Genomic DNA, 22,690 nt, shown 5'->3' with positions numbered 1-22,690 from the left:
ATTCATTTTATTCTTTTTTTAAATTGAAAATTTAGACGTTCCACTTGTTTGATTTCTTCCACTACTTTACGAATTCCTTCCTCAATCCTATCTTCCTTTACATTCGATACGTTTAACTTTAATAGTCTTTGTTTCGAAAAACTTTTCACATAATTTTTATCAATCGCATCGATACTGATTTGCATTTCACTTAGTCTTTGTATCAACATGTCCGAAATACTTGTTTTATGTACTTCTAAACAAGTATGGATTCCAATTGTATTTTGCTTTTTATATGTGAATAGAAGCGGGTTTTCACTATGCATCCTTTCTAATGCTTCTGCTAGTTTTTTAGATCTATTATTATAGGAAGATTTAATTTTATTTTTATGGCGTTCGAACATGCCACTCTTTATATAAATTTCTAAAGCAGCTTGGGATATCATTGGGCTATCGATATCTAAAATCTTTTTATATGTATGGAAAGCACTCGAAATAATCGGTGGAATAACTGCTACACCAACTCGTAAACCTGGAAAAATAATTTTTGAATAACTCTTTAAATATATGACATGATTACCATGATCCAGGCTATATAATGGATCGGCTTTTGAATCTGTTTCTAAATCTGCTAAATAATCATCTTCCACTATAAATACATTATATTTCTTAGCCAATAACACGATCTTTTCTTTCTCGTCTTTAGAATAAGAAGTTCCAAGCGGATGATGATATCTTGGTATTGTATAAAAGAATTTTATTTTACCTGTTTGAAAAATACGTTCCAATTCATTTAAGTCAATACCTTCATTCGTACGTTTAATACCAATTACTGGAACTTTATTTATTTCTAGATATTCTATATATAAATGATACGTTGGCTGTTCAACTAATATTGTTTCATTTTCATTTGGAAATGAGATAGAAGTTAATATTGCAAGTGCCTGTTGCACGCCTGACGTTATAAAAATATTGTCTTCTTTCGTGAACACTTGATAATTTGCCAACTGTTTTTGAATGACTGGAATTAAAGATGGTAAGCCTTTCGGTGTTCCGTATACGAACAAATCATTTTTATAAGTATCAATAGCCTTATTAATGCAATGCTGAAAATCTAAATATGGGAAAACATCTGGATCTGGTGCTGAAGAAGCGAAATCAATTATCTCTTTATTTTCTATAGTACTCCCCGATTTTTTAACAACGTAGTATCCACTTTGAGGGACAGAATATATAATATGACGCTTTTCCAATTCATAAAGCGCACGTATAACTGTTGCCTTATTACATTCATATTGCGCAACGAGTGACCGTATTGATGGTAATTTCTGTCCTTCTTTTATCTCTCCATGTTGAATCATTTTTTCTATATCATTTAAAATATGTAAATACTTATACATTCTTTCACTCCCTTATAGAAGTATTTAAAAGGTCCCTCATTCTCACAGTCATTATAAAGTAAAAAGAAATACATCCTTTCTATCATTTTTAATTTTAACATTATTTCACATTTCCTCCTCTTAACAAGGAAATTACAATTAATAAATAGAATATCTCTATGAATAAATAAAAAGTGAGGGATATGTAATGCAACGTGTAAATACAATTGATATTAGTAATGTACTACAATTAGAAAAAACTCTTTCGTCTTTATTAAATAAAATGATTTCTTCAAAACTAGAACTAGAAAACTGGTTAAAAGAGCAGTCAAAAGTGATTTGGGAAATCGAAGAACAATTAAGATCACATTATATTGCCTTTCAATGTAATACGGATGATGAAGAAATAAAAGATACGTTTGAACATGATCAACAATTTGTAAAGCCACTTTTAAAGCGGTACCAAAATTTATTGGATAATAAATATTTAAAGTCACCTTTTCGAATGGAATTAGATTCTAACGTATATGGTTTGTTGGATGCAAAAATAAAAAATGCTCAAAAGTTATTTTGTGAGGAAAATATTGAATTAGAAGTAAAGGAAGACAAATTAGTCACAGAGTACTTTGAAATCACTGGAGGATTAATTGGAATTTGGGACGGAGAAGAAAAAACGATAACAGAATTACAATCCTATTTACAAGATTCGAATCGTGACATCCGTAAAAAGGCCAAAACCATTATTTCTGAACAATTTTTATCTGTTGAAAAAGAACTCCAAAACATATTAAATCAATTAATTGAAATTCGCCATCAAAAAGCCAAAAATATTCAACTAGAGAATTATCGCGATTATATGTTCAAAAAATACGAGCGTTTTGATTATTCAGCGAAAGATTGCTATGAACTAGCTGAATCCATACGTAAGTATGTTGTACCTCTTAAAGATAAAATATTACTAGAGAAAAAAGAGAAACTGCAAGTGGATACGCTTCGCCCGTGGGATGTATCAGCTGTAACTCCAGATCAAAAAGTACTTAAACCAATTGCAAATGAAAATGATTTAATTGAAAAGAGCACTCATATCTTTAATAAACTAGATCTTGAATTTTCAACACTATTAAACCGAATGTATAAACACGATTGTCTTGATTTAACAAGCCGCAAAGGAAAAGCATCTGGAGGCTTTTGTGAGTACTTACCAGCTTCACAATTATCATTTATTTTTATGAACTTAAATTATACACAAGATGATATTATCACTTTTATACATGAAATGGGTCATAGTATTCATAACGAACTTATAAAACCATTAAAATTACGACAGTATATAGAAATTCCAGCTGAAACAGCTGAACTAGCTAGTATGACAATGGAGTTATTCTCGCTTAATTATTGGGATACCTTCTATACAGACAAAAAAGATTTAAAACAAGCAAAAATTAACTTCTTTAAAGATGTTATTTCATATTTACCTATTATGCTTATTGTCGATCAATTTCAACACTGGCTGTATGAAAATCCAAGTCATACTTCTGAAGAAAGAAATGAAAAATACTTACAACTTCAAAAACATTATCAGTCTAGCGTCATACATATTGATGGCTACGAAAACTGGATAGCAACGAGTTGGTTACCTGTACTCCATATCTTTGAAGTACCATTTTATTATATTGAATATGCGATCGCCCAACTTGGTGCATTACAAATGTATAAACAATATAAAGAGGATCCCAAGCAAGCACTAGAAAATTATAAAAAGGCATTATCACTAGGAAGCTCGCAATCTATAAAAGAAGTGTATGAAGCAGCTGGAATTCGTTTTGATTTTTCTAGCGAAACAATTAAGGAACTAATGGCATTTGTAGAAAAAGAATTAGAATTACTTGAGCAATTATAAGAAGAAAGCTGCACCTATATTTTTGGTGTAGCTTTCTTCTTTATTTTATTAATCAGCTCTATATACTGAGAATCACCATATCCGATTGTTGGAAATAGTTGAAACAACTTTGTTAATAATTGTTGAGTTGATAAATCTTTATTTTTAGAGATAAATTTCATTACAGCATTATCTTCTTTTAGCATTTTTAAATATAGATCTATAGCCTGATACATTACAGGTGGTACCTTATAGAAAGTCTTTTTATGATTTACTAATACTTCATTGTATACCGAAGAATAATTTCCTAATTCAAGTTCAATTTGATTTACTTTAAATTCATCTTCTCTGAAGCTATTTAAGTATACCTTCCCCTCATAACGAGACTGTTCAAGGTATGAAAGTATTGTAAGTAAGTTCATTTGACAAAACATATCTTCACCAAACCATAAAACAATACATTTATACTCTTTCGTAAAAAGTTTCTTTAATGGATCTATAACCTTTTTTGTGTAACTTTCTACTGAACTGTTATGTCCTGCTGCCCTTGTCTTAATAAATTCTTTATCAAAAACTAGTGTAGTAACTTGGTTTACACACATCGCTTCATTAAATGGTGCGTAATCAGAATCACCCATTAGCTTTTCATTTTTAAATTCTTCATACATCATTTGACCATTCAATATGTTTAATACATCTTTATCAAACAGCTCGCTCTTCGCATTTCGTAATTGCTCAACCTCTATTTTTCTAGAAATATTCATATTAAACTCTCCTTCCTTATTTATATTGAGTTTAACAAATGATTGAATAGGCAATTGGTTAAGTTGAAATTCTCTTGGATTCATTCCAAAAACATTCTTGAAAGCTCTACTATAGGCCTCTTGCGAAGAATAATTATAATCCAATGCGATATCTATTATCTTCCTACCATTCTTTAAATCTTCTATAGATAAGTATAACCTTCTAAGAAGAATATAGCGTCTAATACTGAAACCCGTTACTTGGTGAAATTTAAAAGAACAATAATAAGGAGAATACCCCATATAACGGGACAATTCATCTAATGAAAATCCCTTTTTCAAATTGCGCTCAAACCAATCAATCATCTGCTGTATATGTTCATTCATTTCCTTCACTCCTTATATAAAAGTATAAGAGAAGTGCGTTTCATTCTTTTGATATTTCTTGTGTTTTAAAACATGAGCCATTCTATAAAATCTATATATGAGTATTAGTTTTATATTTTTTACCTATCTTATTTTGACATACCTTCTATTCATTTTTCAATTTAATGTTAATTCGTATGCTTGCAAGACCTAACTAATTATTAAAGGTCAATTTACATCATATTTCATTTTAAAGGATTTCAAAAATGAAACTAGAATTTTGTAAAATAAGATTCTTTTAATTCTCTAATTAAAAAATAAAAATTTAGAAAGGACGTTACAATGAACAAACTAGAAAAAGAAATACTTCAATTCATAAATGAACTATATCCGTTGAATTTTATTAACATTACACCAATAACAAATGAGATGTATGAATGTCTCACAGATCAAGGAACATACTTCATTAGAATTACAAACTACAAAACATATGAAGAACAATTAGAAGAAGTTACATATACGAATTTTCTATACGAAAACGGTTTAGATGTTCCACCAATACTCCCTTCTTTACAAGGGAATCTTGTAGAAAAATTAACATTAGACAAGGAGCTTTTTACAGTATTATATAAAGCTGCTCCTGGTATACATTTACCAAGATGCAAATGGAATTCTACTATATTTAAAAAGCTTGGTCAACAAATCGGAAAATTGCATCGTATATCTAAAACCTTTGAAAAAGCTAAACCGGTTAAATATATTAACGACTGGTATGAGAATGAGGAATATAATTTCCTTAAGTATATTCCTAAAGAAGAAACTACTATTAGGGAAATTGCATCTGAAGTTTTAAATTCTATAAAAGAGCTACAAAAATCCACTTCAAATTACGGCTTAATTCACGGAGATTTATGGTTAGAAAATATTTTAGTTGAAAATAATTCAAACTTAACAATGATTGATTTTCAAGACTGTGAAAAACATTTTTATATATTCGATTTAGCAGTTCCTATTTATAGTGCTTTAGAATATTCATTTGCTGGAAATGCAAATATCGTTGAGTATGAGCATTCCATTACAAAAGCACTATTTGAAGGGTACCAAGAAGAAAATGAACTACCTAAAGAAATGATAGACAAGTTTCCATTATTTATTAAATTAAAGGAGATTTTTGAATATAGCTTAATGCATATGTATTGGGATAAAGAAGAATTAACTGAGGAACAAGTACGGATAATGAACCTTTATAGGATGAAAATTGAAAATAAGTATACCTATATCAATGTTTAAAAATGCTGTTGTTTAACTACAAGGAAACTTTAGTTAAACAACAGCGTTTATTAATTAGCTGACAACCTTTTTTATGACTTATAAATACTGATTCAATAATCTTTTCAAATACACTTCATTTTGCGGTGATACTTTTTCAGAAAATCTAGCTGCAATAACAATAGGAGCCCATTGAAAAATCTCATCTCTTAACAAACTAGTATTTTTGCAATATAAGTGTAAATACATTTCAGCTAATTCTAAAGAAGTCTGAGCATACAATAAATATGTTCGAAATACATCTGCCCGAATATCACCAGAACTAGCATCTACCCAGTCTATAACTTTCACTTTCTCTTCCTTACTCAAAATCAAATTAAATGGATGAAAATCTCCATGACATAATCTAGGTTCAAATTTAATTGAATGTAACATATTCAATATATTTTCCTTTTGCTTTTCATCTAATTTATGTCCAGATTTAATTTGACGTTCTAACCTTTGCCTGATGAACTCCATTCCATCTGTATTCACACGTATAGCATGGATCTTTTTTTGCTCATTTACACAAAGGCCGATATAACGCTCTGCCTCATTCAAATTATTAAGCAGGAGATCACCAATGTTCTCCCCTTTTACATATTCCATAATAATTGCTTGTCTATTTTGTATCTTTGCCACTTCAAATACGTTTGGAACTGGCAGCCCGCATGAATAAGCATATTTTTGTTTTTTTGCTTCATTCATAGACTCTGTATCTGGAAGATATTCTTTAAATAATTTCACAATCTTATTATCATATAGATAAATTTCCGCTGTATTCCCTTTTGCAATTGGATTACCTAAAACCACTTCATTTCTCCCCTTAACATAAATTAGAATAACATCTTATACTTCTCTTTACATTCACTATAACCCTAGCTAAAACCTTCTTCACGACTATACAAAAAAACTTACCACTTTCCATCCTTAAATAGAAAGCGGTAAGTTTAATTTACTTGGAATATCAGCATGGAGATTTGGTGTATGCAAGATCGTAAATGAATATCCTTGCTGAATAAATGATACTTCATTATGTTTACATTCATATGGAACACTATTTTTCTTCAAGTTATTTTGTATGCGTTGTAAAAATGCTTGATCTGGTGTTCCAAAAGAAACATGTACTTTCGGTGGTAAAGCTTTCATCGCAATCGGAATCCATGGTCGCTGCCACCAAGTTGCGACAATGTATGCAGTGCCACCTATAACAAAGTTAAAAATATCCCCATCTTCCATCGTTTTCATATCTAGATTTGATTTTAACCATTTCGTAAATACAGGTACACTTTTAACGGGAAGACCGATTTCCCTTACATATAAAACGTTTAATGGTGAATGCGGTATTAATACATCTTCTTTAACATAACTATGTGCAATAATTTCGAGAAGATTTCCATCTCCGTCTTTAAAGTATAAATTGAATAGATTATTCTCCTCACCAATTATATTTCCATCTTTCCATTTCACAATGAGTAACCCAGACTTTTCAAGCCATTTTGCTGTTTCATGAAATTTTGAATATGAAATTTCAAAGGCGAAGTGCGCAGGTGCAATTGGCTCATACACTTCTTGAAAACTAATTGTTGTATATGGTGTTACTTCAAATTGAATGTAGGATGCTGTTTCTTTTTTTATTGGAAAAGATAATACGTCCCTATAAACTTGTTTTACCCCTTCTATGGAAACAGTTTGTAGTTTTATATCAGAAATATGTGTAATCATTTTACGTCCCCCTATTTCATACTATCTATTCGTATTGTATTACAATTATAAATAGATAAAATCAAACGGAAGGATGGATTTTTCATATAAAAACTACAACTTTAGTATGAATATGTTAGCTTCTTTCATTGCTAGTACAGTAACATTTCAACACCATTATCCTCCATATTTCATTTTTTTGATTAACACTTTACTTATTTTTATTTTTTCAAGTTTCCCCTGCATTGTTCCTATATAAAAAAGCTGCCTTTCCTTAAACGAAAAGCTGCTTTTACAATAAAATACATTAAGATTTTACAGCAATAATCATAAATCTTTTTGAATTCGTACGAATCCCTTTTTCAGAACTATTAACATCAATGAAACTTTGTAAAATAGTAAAATCTTCTGCCTCTTCTCCAAAATTAGGAATAATAGGCGTATGTTTTAATAAGAAAATAAGATCTTCAGGCGTTCTGTAATAATCAGTCACATCATATTCACGTACTTGCACGAGTTCAAATCCTGCACTAATAAGTTCACTCATATACTTTTCTTTTAATATGCCATCTCTTTCACCTAAGCATTGTCCTCGCCCAAATGCTTCCTTAAGATTTAATTTATCATGTTCGCTTACTTGTTGTGTTAAGAAAAAAGCACCTTGTTTCATTACTTTTGCTAACTCAGATGCTATAAACGGTGCGTGACAACTAGAAGCGATATCAAAATGGGCAGGCGGAAACGTTAACGCTTCAGAATTCATTTGAAAAAACTCAACATTTTGTACACCTGATTTTTTAAAATTGGAATGTGCCGTTTCAATCATGCCGTTAGAATTATCAATTCCAATTAACAGTTTAGCTGAAGATGCTATATTAAGTACATTTTCTCCTCCACCTGTACCAACATCAAGTAGGGTGTCTGAAAGTTTACATCTTTCTTTCACTTCCCCGTAAAAGTCCCATGAATCTCCTACAGTTTCACATTTTATTTTACTAAAATCCCATCCATTTACTCTTCCTACTTTATCATAAAAGTTTTTGTACTCTAATTCGTTCATTTTGTATTTTCCCCTCTATTAACGCTTATGCTATTGATTCTTTGTGAAAAAGATCCACCAATTTCCCCTATATATGCCAGCCAATCTTCATAAAACGCTTGAACAGTGCGATATCTTTTATTTTTTTCTTTATGTAGAGCTTTTTTACACATATTATATAATTCTAGTGTGCTCTCCCATTTCTCATAGCTTTTATCATTTTTCCCGCCAATAAAAGCAAAAGCAATTCCGGCTAACACATACACATTCGTTTCGCTTGTAATTTGTGCATGCAGTTCATATTCTTCAGGTGCTTTGAAACGACCTGCTCCCCAAAAATCCTCCCCAACTTTATTGAATACAGGTTTTTTTTGAAAGAAATCAATATCACAGATCGTAAGTTTTGATTGCTCAAAATTATATAAAATACTACCGTCATAAAAATCAACCATGACATATCCTAATGACTCCACATAGGCTGCAAACTCAAAAATTTGTGTCAATATGTTAAGTCTCTCCGTCACTGATAATTGTCTTAGCTTAACAAAAGGCGAATTTGGTGCATGGTGCTTTTCAAACGGTGTAAAGTCCCAATGATTGTGCATGCATTCCCCATCAATCCAATGAAACCTTAAACAAAATCCGTTTTGCATTTGAATAGGATTAATATATGGAACTAGTAAAGGATGTTGAATTTGTTCATACACTTCTTTTGCCTTCATTAATCGTTGGATCGCGTCCTCTATCTTGCCTTTGTATTCTAAATTGCGTGCACCTGCATACTTCAAAAAATAACGTTTTCCATTTTCAATAATACCAAAGCTAATATTTCCTGAATCTTGCTGATCAAACACAGTAAACACTTCTACATCCTTTAACCAATCAAAATTATGCTCCTCAGCCAATGTTAATGGGTATTGATTTTTTCCAATTTTAATATTTATCATGTGCTGCTCCTAGCTTTGAGCGAACGTAGTTGATAGAGGTATGATACGCATACTCAATTTATTTTTACCTCATGCTTGATTTTCTTCTGTTTGTTCATAAAACATCACTCCTTTCAAATAACCGCCCTTAATTACTTTCTATTATATATTATAAAATACAAATTATAAGGAAAATATATTCCATATGCACAAATAGTTTACATAACATTTTTATGGTTTATTTATGTGTGTAATCTACATCTCTCCCCAACCACACATACTATTTAAAACAGTACAGACTGCTTTTACATTCTTCATTTTTATTTCCTCCTTAAAATACATGTAAAAAGTAGGATTAACCAAAAAATTAAAGAATTCTATATATGACAAGTATTGGACGAATTATTTTCAAATTTCTCTATAATAAAGGTGGTATAAACAGTGTGAAACTTACGCAAGAACGTAGCCTTACCGTAAAGACAACTTTTACTAAAGAATACAAGATTTTTATTTTGGGTTTACTCATTTCACGAATTGGGGATTCACTATATACTTTTGCGTTACCTTGGATTGCCTATCAATTAACCGGTTCAGCTGTAATTATGAGTTCTTTATTTGCTATTAACGTATTGCCAATCGTTTTATTTGGCCCTTTAGTTGGTGTAATAATTGATCGTTATGATCGAAAAAAGTTACTTTTGGTAGCGGATATTACTAATATTATTTTAGTAAGTCTTGTTCCAATACTACATTCATTACATCTATTAGAAATCTGGCATTTATACATAATTACTTTTATGTTAGCAGTTATGTCCATGCTTTTTGATGTAACAACTGTTACAGTCATTCCGCAAATTGCTGGAGCATCCTTAACGAAGGCCAATTCTTTCTATCAAATGGTTAATCAATTGGCTAGTTTATTTGGTCCAATGATAGCTGGGGTTTTCATTTCTTTTATTGGCGGCTTTCAGATGCTTTGGATTAATGTTCTTTCATTTATTGCAACATTAATTGCTGTGATATTATTACCGTCTATGAAAACCGTAAACAAGAAATGCCAAGATAAAAATACACTTCAAAATGTACTAGCTGATTTGGTTAATGGATGTAAATGGCTCAAAAATGACCGTTTAAATTTAGCTTTATCTTTTCAAGCTATGATTGGAAACTTTGGAGCAAGTGCGGTTTTAGGTGTGTTCATGTATTATTTACTATCCACATTGCAACTTACGCCGGAACAAAGTGGCTTTAATTATTCACTAATTGGAATAGGCGGGCTCTTAGGAAGCTTGATTGCAGTTCCTTTAGAAAAGAGATTGCAACGTGGTCTTCTAATTCCATTACTCCTATTTGTTGGAGCAATTGGCTTAACTTTTGCGCTTTGGAGTACATATTGGCTTGCTCCCGGAATTGCTTTCGGTATTGCAATGACTTGCAATATTGCATGGAATACAATTGTAGCCACCGTTCGCCAGGAAACAGTTCCATCAAATATGCAAGGGAGAGTTTTAGGATTTTCACGTGTACTTACACGATTAGCTATGCCACTCGGAGCATTAGCGGGAGGCATTATTTCAGCTTATAATCCAGTGTTTATATTTGCTTTAGCTGCTTTTACTAAATTAATTGAAGTCTTTATTGCTTTATATAGTCCGATACGAAAACTATAATAGAAGGAAAGATAACTATGATTGGTTAATTGCAATTACGGATAAGTTTATAAAGAAAAAAGGCATTATAATATGCCTTTTTTCTTTATAATCATTTAACTGGATAACAAACTTCTGTAACCCACTTATTAGGATCCGACTCCATTCCCGGACTCACATGATAAATATTAAACATCGGGCCTGCTAATTCGTAACCTTCTGTCTCAATCCATTTTGCCGCTGCTTCATTTACGTTTGTCATTTGTTCATAACTTCCGCTTACTGTTACAGAAGCTACTTTGATCGGCTCTATTTTAGGATAAATTTAACAGAAATATATACTTCATTCAAGTATATATTTCTGTTAAATGCAAAAAAACAGACAATAAAACAAAAAAATTAACAAACAACAATACCACTCATCAACCGTTTTTAATCTCAACAATTATTTTTATAATATAATAATTACATAATTAATATAAGCTTTAACGTTATTATCCTCTTAATTCAAAAACCTTATCTTTATATATTTCAAACCATTGTTGCCATTTATCTTTAGAAAATTCTTTTTCTTCTCCTTCTAAAACGGCAGAAAAAAGATCTAAACAAATATGCCAACCTGCTATATCTTTCGGTGTATGATTAGTTAATTCATGAATGTATTCTTTGAGAAGTAAAAGGGTACCATTATCCTCTTTATGTATTTCAAATCGGACCCGATCTTTATCCCAAGTAAATTCAAGCACTGAGTTTTGTTGACACTCTATAATATCAATATTTATAAATGAACCATCCATCATGTCGAACTTTATTACACCATTTGTTTTAAGGCTTTCAATCTGCAAATTGGACATCCATTTTTTTAACTTACTATTTTCTGTTAAAACTGACCAAACTTCTTCTATTGAATATGAAAAATGACGTTCAAATTTTACAATATATCCATTAGTTAGTTTCCCGATTTCAGCTATCATATTGATTGCCTCCCTATATAGAATGTATGTTCTTAATTTATTTTACACGAATATAAATATAAAATAAATCTTTATATAAACGAAGTAGTAATTTAAAGTTAAACGTGATGAGAAAAACTTTAATCTTTTCTAAATCAATTTAAATAATCTTGAAAAATAAATATCATTTATGCACGTTTCTTCCCAAGATATAGACTTACGCTCAAATAAAAAGAGCCGCATTTGCGACTCATAAATTTATAGAATTACTCCTGTTTTTGTTGAATGATTTACCGCTTAATCGCATCAACAATTAACGATGGAAAACCAAGTTTATCACCTTTATTTCTAGAATCATACCTTTTCGAACGGAAAATAACACCGTCGCTTGCATCCCATTCATTATAATAAAACTGACCATTTTCATCACAATATTCAAGTAAAACTACCTCAAATCCAGCAGTTTCAAACATTTTCGTTAGTGTTTTATAGGTATGGACAATTTTATGACTTGCTGCTGGGTGATCTTTTGGGCCAGGTCCGCCTATTTGAACTATATTTTGGTACGCCTCATCTCGAAAAAATGCATCAGGAACACCGCACCAAATATGCCCCTCTTGCTTTAAAAATTCATAGCAAATTTCAGCAGCTCTTACACCTTCTTCAAACGAATAAGCTGTACTATCTACTTTTATATTTTTCTAAATTTGCGAACTAAAGTGAACACTATACCTGCAAAAACCATCCATAAGCCCATTGTTGTACTATTAGTTGTACTGCCCCCCGTGTTTGGAAGCTCTTTATATGTAGACTCTTTTTTATCGGAATTACTGTTGTTTTGGATATTACCGTTATTACTGTTATTAGTACTACCTTTAGCTTTGCTAGCGTCTGTATCCTTCACTAATACTTTTTGTATGGCATGTACCTTATTACCTACAGAATCTGTGACACTATATATTATTTCAAAAGTACCAACTTTAGTGGTATCTCCAATATCTTTATATACTACTTTAGAAGTAAGATCACCATCTTCTTTATCCGTAGCTGATACACCTACCATTGGATTGAATTCATCTCCCTTAGTAATTGTAGTTGTAGAAGGTACTTTTAGTATTGGTATGTCATTCTTAACTTCTTCTCTACCTGTGACTGTTACAGTTTGTTTCGCAATTTCTTCATGGCCTTTAGAATTTGTAACTGTATACGTTACTATGTAAGTACCGACTTTAGAGGTATCTACTTCCCCCTCAACTTTTACTTTAGAAGTAAGATCGCCGTCTTCTTTATCAATAGCTTTTACTTTTGCCATCGGATCGAATGATTCTCCTACAGTAATTGTCGTTGCAATAGGAACTGTTAATGTAGGTTTTAGATCTGATGTTTCTCCATCTCCCTCTACAATTACAGTCTGTGTTACCGTTGCTTTCCCACCTTGAGAATCAACGACAGAGTAATCCACAATGTATTTGCCTGGTTTAGAAGTGTCTACATCACCTTTATGTTCTACTCGATTTGTTAAATCACCATCTTCTTTATCAATAGCTTTTATATTGCTCATTGGGTCAAACTTATCACCGACACGTAGTGTAATTGTTGGCGGTACTGTTAGCTCTGGGACTTGGTTTGCCTCAGTTTTTTCGTTTTCTTTCACTGTTCCTTTAATTTTTGCTGCATCAAAAGCTTTTTGGACCGTTTCAACCTCAATGGAATTTGCCCCATATTTATTTGTTGCAACTTTAAGACACGCTAATCTTAATTCAGAGAAATTAGAAGTCATGTTCAATTCATCAGTATTTGCATAATAGAAAATATCAAACATTTTATCTTCACCAATACCATTTACAGTTACACCGTTATGAGTGCCACCTTGTGCAATTAAATACGCGACTTTATTAATAATACTTGAGTTGAAATGAACGCCCTCATTATCCTCTCCGTTTAAATCACTGTATTTGCTATAATCATCTGGATACGGTACTCCATTAAAAAATTTGACTGAAGATGGATTTTTCATATTACGGAGAACTGATCCACTTTGTTCTCCTATTGTCCAATTAAATTCCCCATTATTTATATATTTCTCAATAGCCGTTCCCATAATATCAGATAACGCCTCGTTAATTGCTCCAGATTCTCCAAAAAATTCAAGATTAGATTCACTAGATGTAACCGCATGTGTAAATTCGTGACCCGCTATGTCAAACGATCTAACCATTGGATCACCATATATAAGCATACTAACATTGTTAATATTAGCGCTAAATGCATTCCCCCAATTTTTAGGATCATTTGTTTCTCCAGAATCCCATGCATGTACAACTGAAACTACTTTTTTCCCTTTATTATCAAAACTATTACGCTTATATTTGTCTTTATAAAAATCATATACGTTTGTCGCTAAGAAATGAGCACTTACCGCTTTTGGGTCATTAAATGTTGTTGATGTGCTAGTTGTTAATATACCAGGATAATATTTTTCTTCAAAAGTAATATCTCTATAATTTACATCATACGTCTCAATTCCTTGCCCTCTTGTATAATCAGCAAGCGCATATTTCCCGTTACTTTGTTCAGAAATACCGAATGTACGAGTTATTCCTAAATCATCTTTTCCAGTCCCGGTTAATGATTTAAAATTACTTTTTTTACTCTCCTGAATAGCTTCAACACGCTCTTCATTTACTTTTAAATCTGACTCTTGCACCATATTTTTCAACATATCACCACTATGAGCATCCACTAAATAAGTTCCAGATACATAGTTTGGTGTGGCAGCTGCAAATGTAACTTGATATGCATTTGTAGCTTGCCCACGATTTTCATCAACAAAAATAACTTCCTTAACTTCTGCCTCAGAAATAAATTGAATATCATTTCCGTACTTCGTATAAATATATTGTTTTGCTTCTTCTTTTGATAAATTAATAGGATTCTTTAAATCTTCTTTTTCTAAGTTTTGTGCACTTTCCCCTGAAACACTTTTAATAATACCCTTTTTATCTACATGAGCAGTCAATTGGTGTCCGTATACTTCTTTACCTTCATATATTTGTTGCATACGAACAAGTGTAGTCCCATCATATGAACCACGTTTTTGAAGAACCTTGTAATCTACCCCTTTGTCTCCACTAACTTGTTTTGGAGACAAAGCATGTTCCGTCTTTTCCTTAAGTGCATCTTTCACTACGTTCTCTGGCGTTTTTTGTGATGGTTTTGTAAGTTCACCTGTACGGAACGAATCCTCTTGAATATCAACTTGCATTTGATCCGTTTCCTCCGCATAACCTATCTCGTATGGTACTATGCTTGTTAAAGCTAATCCTGTTGTTAATGCAACTATAGCTATTTCTTTTTTATTTTTCATGTTATTTTCCTCTTATGATTTCCTAAAATATGAAATTACTAAAATTTATACAATCTATTTCTAATTTAAAAAGATGACTTCTGTAATCAACAAAAGTCACCTCTTCAATATGTAATACCCCTAATATATTTTTAATGCATAATTTCTATATAAAACAGAAAAAGCATTCATTAACGAACATTTTGCATTACTTTTATTAGGTCATTTATATTTTCAACTTTCTGCTGAAACTGATCAAATCTACTATGTAACAATGAAGGATTCTTATCTTCAGTTGAAATAACTTTTTTTAACTCCTGTTCTAATATATCATATGTATCAAAGAAATTATCAAATTCTACACTTACAAGCTCTTCATTTTCACGATAAAATCTTTTTGTTTCTATATAAGTCATGTATGATTTATTTAAAAAACCTAATGAAATTAAATATTTAGAAGTGTTTTCTTGATAAATAGCAATATCACATGCTATTTTCATATCAGAATAAGTTCTTTGAACGAAAGAATGCAATTCAAAAATCTTAAACTTTAATCCATTATTCATTTCATCCCCTCCATCCTATCTATTCTACATAAAAAAAGAATATTATACAAAATATAATATCATCATAAAAGTAATAATTTAAAAATCAACTTAAGAATAAACAAAACCAAAGCTCTTTCATTAATAGAAAGTTCAATATGTCCACGAGAGGAAAACATATCAAACAAAACGGCAGTCTAGATGCATATACACTCCTTTCAAATTTGATAGGTATTTTACTTTTTATACATAAAAAAGAACGAATCTACATTCGCTCTTCTCCACATATTTATGGTGCAAAGTTTATCATCCGACTTAACATAAATCTCAATATAGTAAACAGTAGTATAAAAATAAATAAACTGCATGCCTACGACTAAGCAGAATACTTCATCCTCAACTATTTATAAAAAACTTCCTCCATAGTTAAAATATTTAAGATATACAATAATAGTAAATTGTTTATTTTTTCCTTTTAGTTTTCATTCGATGCTGGAACGACAGAGTCGCCATAAATACAGTTATCCCCCACAAGAATAATCCGCCATATGTCACCACATATACCCAAATAGCCAATCCTTCGGTGTATCCTTTAGGAAGTATTCCTAAAAATTGAAACACTGTTAAGAAACTAACTATAACTGTGAATACTCCAACTGCCCATCCTGATATGATTAATAACCATCTTGGTAGCTTCTCTCCCCATGAAGTAACGAGCGCTACAGAAAATAAAGATGCAAGTACTGCTAAGAGAGCTGTGAAGTCTATTCCAATGGTATATAACGTATATAAAAAGGAGGATCCTTCCTGTAATGTTTCACCAAATCCTGTCACACTTTGAACAGCTTGCTTTGTTGTAAGTCCTACCGTCGATCCCCATGCCCAAAGAGATTTTAAAATTGCATATGGTAACAGGGAAACAGCTGCAACATAACCCCATCCTTTACTCAAATAAGCTTTATCATTTATTTCTGAGCCCATACGCTTCTCATATTTTAAGTTCAAAATTCCCTCTCCCTTCTCATATAAGAAATGAATCTCCTTTTAAAAACTATACAACGATTGTACATTTCAGAAGTTATTTATTTTCTTCTTTATTCAAGAATATGGTCCTTTCTTTCAATAAAGCAAGTTGCATTTTTTACGATTTTATTTTACTTTAAAAAATTTATTATCTTTGCACACATTTTTAATGTGATTCTTATATTATTTAAAGTAAAAAAATAATAAGCGAAAAGAGTATCTCCTTTCGCTTATTATAATAAAAAATACATTTCATATTGTTCTAATGAACTCTTTTCGAAATCCATTTTTTTTAAATATCCTTCTAGCAAACTATTATTAGGAAAGCCAATAGTTAACGTGGACAACTTCAATTCTTCAATTGCTACTTGTAATAAATTCGTCCCAACACCAATATTTCTATAATCTTTGTCTACAAAAATAAAACTAATTTTACCTTGTTCATTTATACATATAGCACCTTTTAACTCATTATTGACATATGCGCCGTAAAATGAATTATTTGTTTTTTCAATATAGTCCATATCATTTTGCCAATTTATATGGAAGTGTAACCATTTCTGAATTTCAACTTTAAAAGCAGGGAATTCTAATTGTTTTACTTCAATTCCTTTACATTCTTTATGTATTATTTTAGTCATATCTTTTAAATTATAATAAGATAGATCGTACACTTTTTCATAGCCTAATTTATTATAAAAACGAATCGCTCGGTCATTACCTACAATGACTTCAAGAAAAAGTTGCTTACACTCATTTTGAAGCGCCTCTTCTTTATGCAGTTCAAATAACTTTTGACTCACACCAACACCACGATAATTCGGATGAACCGCTAATGTACCGCAGCGCATTGTTTTTATATTTTCATAATCCTTTATCCCACCAAGTATTACACCAACTGGCTTGTCACCGTCTAAAGAAAGAAACGAGTGTTCTAACGAATTCCCTTCTGCTCCAAAAAATCTTTTTATAAAATTTTCTTTTGAAACTTCCATCTTAATAATATAATCTGAAAACCCATCCCTAAAAGCTTCATACACTAAATCTATATTTACTTCACTGCATCTTTTGTATTGAATCATATAAAATTATCCCCCACTTACTCGTGTTAAACTTAACATACAAATACATAAAATGTACTAGCTCCACTCTACCCATCATTCTTTAATTTTTAATCCTACCATTTAATTTGAAATAAACGGGCACTTCCCTACATATCTGTCACTATTAATTTGTTTTATAACAAATGGTGCAATATCACTATTTTGAATTTTGATTCCTGGCATATCTACTAAACTCTCGTTTATACGTCCAATACCATTTCCCTCTATAACAAATGGTAATCTAACAATTGTCCAATCTACTTTACTACTTTGGATAATTTGTAATTCTTTATATTTATCTTGCATCATTTTTGATAAAAAAACTTTAAATAAGGTAGCTCCAATTTTATTTACAATTCCCTTTTGATCTCCTGTAACATTTAAAGAGCCTCCGGAAATTACAATATATCTTTTTATTTCAAACTCCTTCATTGCTTCTAAAATATGCTTCGTTACTGTGCTAAAAATATAAGATTCATTTTTGGGTTGACCTACTGCATTAATTACAGCTCCACACCCTTTAAGTAATTTGCGTATTGAAGCAAAATCACGTGCATCTCCATTAATGATCTCTATATTTTCATTTGTTATTTTGATATTATTAGAATTTCTTGTTAATATTTTTACTTGATACCCCTTATCTAGCGCTTCTTTTACAAGGAATTTCCCCGCTTTTCCGTTTGCACCCAAAATAGCTATTTTATTTGTACTTTCCAATATTAACCCCTCTTACTATCTATGATTTACTACATTAATCTCATATACACGTAAAAAAGCAATTAAATGCTCACAAGCTCGTTCACATGCTAACATTTTAAATATTTTTTGTTCCTCTTTCGTTTTATCATTTGCTTGATCTGAAGCAGCTTTTAAACATAAAAAAGGCTTCTTATTGATTTGACATACATAAGCAAATGCTGCGACCTCTTGATCAACCGCCAATGCTCCATATACAGTATGCAGTAAATATCTCATTTCTGAACTACGGATACGTTGATCTCCAGATAAAAATGTACCGAAATGAATCGGATCATAAGATCGTATTTTTTTTATTCTTCTTACAAGCGATTTTGTTGTTTCAATAGGTGCTGTTCTACCATTATATAAGTTAAAAACATCTTCACCCGAACCAGCAGCAGTGACATCGTGTTGTATTGCGTTCAGTGCCACTACAATATGACCATTTTTCACCTTATTTGATAAACTCCCGCATATCCCTGTCATAAACAACTCATCCGGCTGAAACTCACTAATTAATAATTGTACACAACTAGCACAACTTACCTTCCCAACACCAGTTATAACTGAAATAATTTCCAGATCATTTATAGTATGAAAATGAAATTCCCAAGCGGCTCTTTTTTCAATGCGTTCACTTGGATAAGATTGATGCAAATACGTAAGTTCAGGTTCCCAAGCGGCTACGATTGCAATACGTTTCATTACAAACTTCACTTCCCTCACTGTCATTTAAATAATTTATCTATGCTTTCTCTTTTATAATCTGGAATCCACTCTTTATATTTCTCATATAAATTTCGTATTGTTTCTTTATTCTTCGGAATTACTTCACTTCCTCTATCATCATGCATAAACATGATAATATCTTTTGTTGCATTTATGAGAAATACATCTGGATAAGAAATTTCTTTTTTTGCGTCCTAAACGAGGATAAAGATCTGGTAAATCTTCATGATTCGCCGCTTTAATAAGTCGTTTATACTTTATATCACCAGCGAAATATTTTAATGAAAATTGATATGTACAATACAAGTCAGTTTCTTCATCTTCAAATAAAAAAGTATTGTTTCTTGTCTTGTATGATATTTTAAATCTCTTTTTGAATAAATAGACTATATATTTATTTTCTGTGGATTTTTTATATTTCCCTTTTTAAGTCAATAAACATTTGCTATTAAAAACACTTTACCTTCTTTTGAAAATATATCTTCAAATAAGTGTTTATTATATGTATGGTACTAATGTAACCCCAGTAAATATTTCATTCATATATTCTTTTAACTGTATTTTATATTCTTTCTATTCTACAATTTCTTTTAACTGCCAATATGCATCTTCTAGCCAAGGGTGTAAAACTTTCAACGTATCTTTTCTATCCCACAAATATGAAATATATGCAAAAGCTGCATGTTCTAAAGATTTTTCTAACCCCTTTTTTACTTCTACTAAGTATGGTGGTGTCCCATTTTGATCCCATTCTATTTTATCAGCAACAAATAACACTAAATCCATCTTCGTTGCATGTTTACGCAGTGTGGTATGGCAACAAATTGCATCTAAAGTCTCTTCATCATGCACTTTAAATATCTCTTTTGCGATTACTCTCGAAAGTTTTTGATGAATAATCATTGGGAATTTTCGTTCTTCTTCTAATATCTCTATTCCAAATTCTTCAGCAACTACAATCCGTACTTCATTTGGAAAAATTGCACTAATATCATGTAAATATCCCGCAATCGCTGCTTTTTCTTCATCTTCATAAAACATTTTTGCAATTTTCCTCGCCTCATTTGCTACACGAATTGAATGTTTATATGTAGGCTTCTGATTATATTTTAATAAAAAATCTTTAATATCATTTTCTATTTTTCCAGTTGGAGAAAATGAATATATCTCCTTATATAACATAGTAAATCCTCCTTAAAACTAACTTTCAATATAATATATAATCTTAATATCCTTGTGTTTTGTATTCGTTATAAATGTTGTAATCCCTTTTTTAATACGTTACATGAAATTTTATACAGAATCATCGCTACAAGTACATAAATGTTTGATATTATAGTAATGTTAATGATTTGTAAGGAAAGGAACTACATAATGAATAAAAATATATTAATTATTGATGACGATAAAGAAATTGTTGAATTACTTGCTGTTTATTTGCGAAATGAAGGCTATAACATTTATAAAGCATATGATGGCGATGAAGCATTACAAATGATTTCTACATATGAAGTTGACCTTATGATTTTAGATATTATGATGCCAAAACGAAATGGATTAGAAGTTTGCCAAGAAGTTCGTGAAAATAATACTGTACCTATTCTTATGCTGAGTGCAAAAGCAGAAGATATGGATAAAATATTAGGACTTATGACAGGCGCTGATGATTATATGATTAAACCATTTAATCCATTAGAATTAGTAGCTAGAGTGAAAGCTTTGCTACGACGATCATCTTTCCAAAATGCCACTTCCCAAAAGAATGAAGATGGTATGATTCGCATTCGTTCTGCTGAAATACACAAACATAATCATACCGTGAAAGTAAATGGCGAATATATTAAGCTTACATCTATTGAATTTGATATTTTATATTTACTTGCGAGTAATACAGGAAGAGTATTTAGTTCTGAAGAAATATTTGAACGTGTTTGGAATGAAGATGGTTATGGTTCAAATAAAACTGTAATGGTCCACATTAGTAATTTACGAGATAAGCTTGAAACAGGAATGAACGGAGAAAAATTTATTCATACCGTTTGGGGAGTAGGCTATAAAATTGAGAAATGAAGCATTTGATATATTAAAAGATATCCCGAAATGGAAACTTATTTTTTGGCTCTTATTAGCTATTACACTCACTCCTATTACTGAATTAATTATATATCGCCTCGTTACGAGTGTAATTGAGAGTTCGCTTACGTTAAGCGAACTTGGTAAAGAATTCATTAGAATTTTTGGTTATGAAAAATATAAAGGAATAAAAGAATCTCTATGGATGATGATTGTCTCTTATTTATTTTTATTTTCTATTTTCTCATCCTACCTATACATTTTTTATCGTCATGAAAGAAAGCTTTACTATGAAACTTGTATAAAAAAAATGATAGAAGAGATTCGCTATATTGCAAATGGAAACTTCAATCATAAAGTTTCTATCGTAAACCATAATTATCTAGAAGAGTTAGCAAGCGGGGTTAATCAAATTGTTGAACAATTGAAAGTCTCGATTGATGAAGAAAGACAGGCAGAACAAGCAAAAAGCGAACTTATTACAAATGTATCGCATGATTTACGTACTCCACTTACCTCCATAGTTGGATACGTGAATTTAATCCACCATGATAATTATAGAGATGAAGTAGAATTACGTCATTATATACAAGTCATTTACGATAAAGTAACTCGTCTTAACGCATTAATGAATGATTTGTTTGAATATACACGTGTTCAAAATAAAGAATTAAGTTTATATTCTGTCCCTATTGATATTGTAGAACTTCTCGGACAATTAACAGTTCAATTTCGAATACAGCTGCAAGAGGCTAATATTGATTGTCGCCCCTTTTTCCCATCAAAGAAGTTAATGGTATTAGCTGATGGAGACAAATTAGTACGCGTATTTGAAAATCTAATTATTAATGCTATCGCTTACGGTAACGATGGTGATTATATTGATATTACTGCTTATGAAAGTAATAATATGATCGCAATCGATATAACCAATTACGGCCAACCTATTCCAAGTACCGATTTACCTCATATTTTTGAACGTTTTTATCGCGTTGAGAAATCGCGCTCTACAAACACTGGTGGATCTGGACTCGGATTGGCAATTGCAAAAAGTATTGTAGAATTGCATAAAGGAACAATCGAAGTGTATAGTGATGACAAAAAAACAACATTCACTGTAAAACTACAACCATATAAATGTTAATACAGCTTAATTTTAGGTCCAATTTCTTACGATATAAGAAATTGGACCTTTTATTTTCCAGTAA

At 31.0% G+C, this 22,690-nt stretch carries 19 protein-coding genes and 3 pseudogenes; 5 read left to right on the top strand and 17 right to left on the bottom strand.

What is annotated here, in order from left to right:
• Positions 1–2 precede the first annotated feature (2 nt).
• Positions 3–1,379: an aminotransferase-like domain-containing protein gene (locus NST14_RS13105; protein WP_163258286.1), complete on the bottom strand. Its 1,377-nt coding sequence runs from the start codon at positions 1,377–1,379 to the stop codon at positions 3–5.
• A gap of 187 nt (positions 1,380–1,566) precedes the next feature.
• Between NST14_RS13105 and NST14_RS13100 the strand changes: the two genes are divergently transcribed.
• Complete coding sequence (locus tag NST14_RS13100) at positions 1,567–3,258, top strand: M3 family oligoendopeptidase (RefSeq protein ID WP_048557849.1); 1,692 nt, start codon at positions 1,567–1,569, stop codon at positions 3,256–3,258.
• Between the two features lie 14 nt (positions 3,259–3,272).
• Here the strand turns inward: NST14_RS13100 and NST14_RS13095 are convergent, their stop codons facing one another.
• Positions 3,273–4,367, bottom strand: coding sequence for a helix-turn-helix domain-containing protein (locus NST14_RS13095; protein ID WP_001002087.1), 1,095 nt, complete (start codon positions 4,365–4,367; stop codon positions 3,273–3,275).
• A gap of 321 nt (positions 4,368–4,688) precedes the next feature.
• Between NST14_RS13095 and NST14_RS13090 the strand changes: the two genes are divergently transcribed.
• Positions 4,689–5,636, top strand: a complete 948-nt coding sequence (locus NST14_RS13090; RefSeq protein WP_048557848.1) for a phosphotransferase enzyme family protein — start codon at positions 4,689–4,691, stop codon at positions 5,634–5,636.
• A gap of 78 nt (positions 5,637–5,714) precedes the next feature.
• Here NST14_RS13090 and NST14_RS13085 read toward each other — a convergent pair whose 3' ends face one another.
• From NST14_RS13085 to NST14_RS13070, 4 genes are all read right to left on the bottom strand, one after another.
• Positions 5,715–6,467, bottom strand: a complete 753-nt coding sequence (locus NST14_RS13085) for an aminoglycoside phosphotransferase family protein (protein WP_000242847.1) — start codon at positions 6,465–6,467, stop codon at positions 5,715–5,717.
• A gap of 117 nt (positions 6,468–6,584) precedes the next feature.
• Entirely contained in the window at positions 6,585–7,379 is a 795-nt protein-coding gene (locus tag NST14_RS13080; RefSeq protein ID WP_000627958.1) for a VOC family protein, read from the bottom strand.
• A gap of 286 nt (positions 7,380–7,665) precedes the next feature.
• Positions 7,666–8,418 carry a class I SAM-dependent methyltransferase gene (locus NST14_RS13075; protein WP_071741692.1) on the bottom strand — a complete coding sequence of 251 codons (753 nt, stop codon included), beginning with the start codon at positions 8,416–8,418 and terminating at the stop codon, positions 7,666–7,668.
• Positions 8,415–9,344, bottom strand: a complete 930-nt coding sequence (locus tag NST14_RS13070) for a serine/threonine protein kinase (RefSeq protein WP_048557845.1) — start codon at positions 9,342–9,344, stop codon at positions 8,415–8,417. Before NST14_RS13070 ends, NST14_RS13075 begins: the two co-directional genes overlap by 4 nt.
• Positions 9,345–9,766: 422 nt before the next feature.
• Between NST14_RS13070 and NST14_RS13065 the strand changes: the two genes are divergently transcribed.
• Complete coding sequence (locus NST14_RS13065) at positions 9,767–10,993, top strand: MFS transporter (RefSeq protein ID WP_048557844.1); 1,227 nt, start codon at positions 9,767–9,769, stop codon at positions 10,991–10,993.
• A 91-nt stretch (positions 10,994–11,084) separates the two neighbouring features.
• On the opposite strand, the pseudogene NST14_RS13060 reads toward NST14_RS13065, so the two are convergent.
• The 11 genes and pseudogenes from NST14_RS13060 to yqeK all read right to left on the bottom strand — a co-directional run.
• Positions 11,085–11,294: pseudogene (locus NST14_RS13060) on the bottom strand (GyrI-like domain-containing protein); the annotation flags it as partial.
• A 172-nt stretch (positions 11,295–11,466) separates the two neighbouring features.
• Positions 11,467–11,946: an SRPBCC family protein gene (locus tag NST14_RS13055; RefSeq protein ID WP_048557843.1), complete on the bottom strand. Its 480-nt coding sequence runs from the start codon at positions 11,944–11,946 to the stop codon at positions 11,467–11,469.
• Between the two features lie 269 nt (positions 11,947–12,215).
• Positions 12,216–12,596, bottom strand: a pseudogene (locus NST14_RS13050) (class I SAM-dependent methyltransferase); the annotation flags it as partial.
• Between the two features lie 20 nt (positions 12,597–12,616).
• Positions 12,617–15,292 (bottom strand): M4 family metallopeptidase, encoded by a 2,676-nt coding sequence (locus NST14_RS13045; protein WP_163258288.1) that lies wholly within the window; start codon positions 15,290–15,292, stop codon positions 12,617–12,619.
• A gap of 170 nt (positions 15,293–15,462) precedes the next feature.
• Positions 15,463–15,837, bottom strand: a complete 375-nt coding sequence (locus NST14_RS13040; RefSeq protein ID WP_001059030.1) for a hypothetical protein — start codon at positions 15,835–15,837, stop codon at positions 15,463–15,465.
• 441 nt (positions 15,838–16,278) lie between these two features.
• Entirely contained in the window at positions 16,279–16,821 is a 543-nt protein-coding gene (locus NST14_RS13035; RefSeq protein WP_002193840.1) for a hypothetical protein, read from the bottom strand.
• 251 nt (positions 16,822–17,072) lie between these two features.
• Complete coding sequence (locus NST14_RS13030) at positions 17,073–17,921, bottom strand: GNAT family N-acetyltransferase (protein WP_229142735.1); 849 nt, start codon at positions 17,919–17,921, stop codon at positions 17,073–17,075.
• A gap of 102 nt (positions 17,922–18,023) precedes the next feature.
• Complete coding sequence (locus NST14_RS13025) at positions 18,024–18,659, bottom strand: SDR family oxidoreductase (RefSeq protein ID WP_000446311.1); 636 nt, start codon at positions 18,657–18,659, stop codon at positions 18,024–18,026.
• A gap of 15 nt (positions 18,660–18,674) precedes the next feature.
• Positions 18,675–19,412, bottom strand: a complete 738-nt coding sequence (locus NST14_RS13020) for a phosphorylase family protein (RefSeq protein WP_000218303.1) — start codon at positions 19,410–19,412, stop codon at positions 18,675–18,677.
• A pseudogene (locus NST14_RS13015) lies at positions 19,409–19,970 on the bottom strand (DUF3885 domain-containing protein). Before NST14_RS13015 ends, NST14_RS13020 begins: the two are co-directional and overlap by 4 nt.
• A 12-nt stretch (positions 19,971–19,982) precedes the next feature.
• Complete coding sequence (gene yqeK, locus NST14_RS13010; RefSeq protein ID WP_000965880.1) at positions 19,983–20,591, bottom strand: bis(5'-nucleosyl)-tetraphosphatase (symmetrical) YqeK; 609 nt, start codon at positions 20,589–20,591, stop codon at positions 19,983–19,985.
• 192 nt (positions 20,592–20,783) lie between these two features.
• On the opposite strand from yqeK, the gene NST14_RS13005 reads away from it, so the two are divergent.
• Both NST14_RS13005 and NST14_RS13000 read left to right on the top strand, forming a co-directional pair.
• Complete coding sequence (locus NST14_RS13005) at positions 20,784–21,479, top strand: response regulator transcription factor (RefSeq protein ID WP_001038815.1); 696 nt, start codon at positions 20,784–20,786, stop codon at positions 21,477–21,479.
• On the top strand, positions 21,469–22,626 hold the full coding sequence (locus tag NST14_RS13000) for a sensor histidine kinase (RefSeq protein ID WP_001243301.1): 1,158 nt from the start codon (positions 21,469–21,471) through the stop codon (positions 22,624–22,626). The genes NST14_RS13005 and NST14_RS13000 overlap by 11 nt, the downstream gene beginning before the upstream one ends.
• Positions 22,627–22,690: the final 64 nt, after the last annotated feature.

The sequence above is a fragment of the Bacillus sp. FSL W8-0519 genome, assembly GCF_038005585.1.
Classification (GTDB): Bacteria; Bacillota; Bacilli; order Bacillales; family Bacillaceae_G; genus Bacillus_A; species Bacillus_A paranthracis.
Note: the sequence above shows the minus strand (reverse complement) of the source record. Positions and strands in the feature narration are given on the sequence as shown.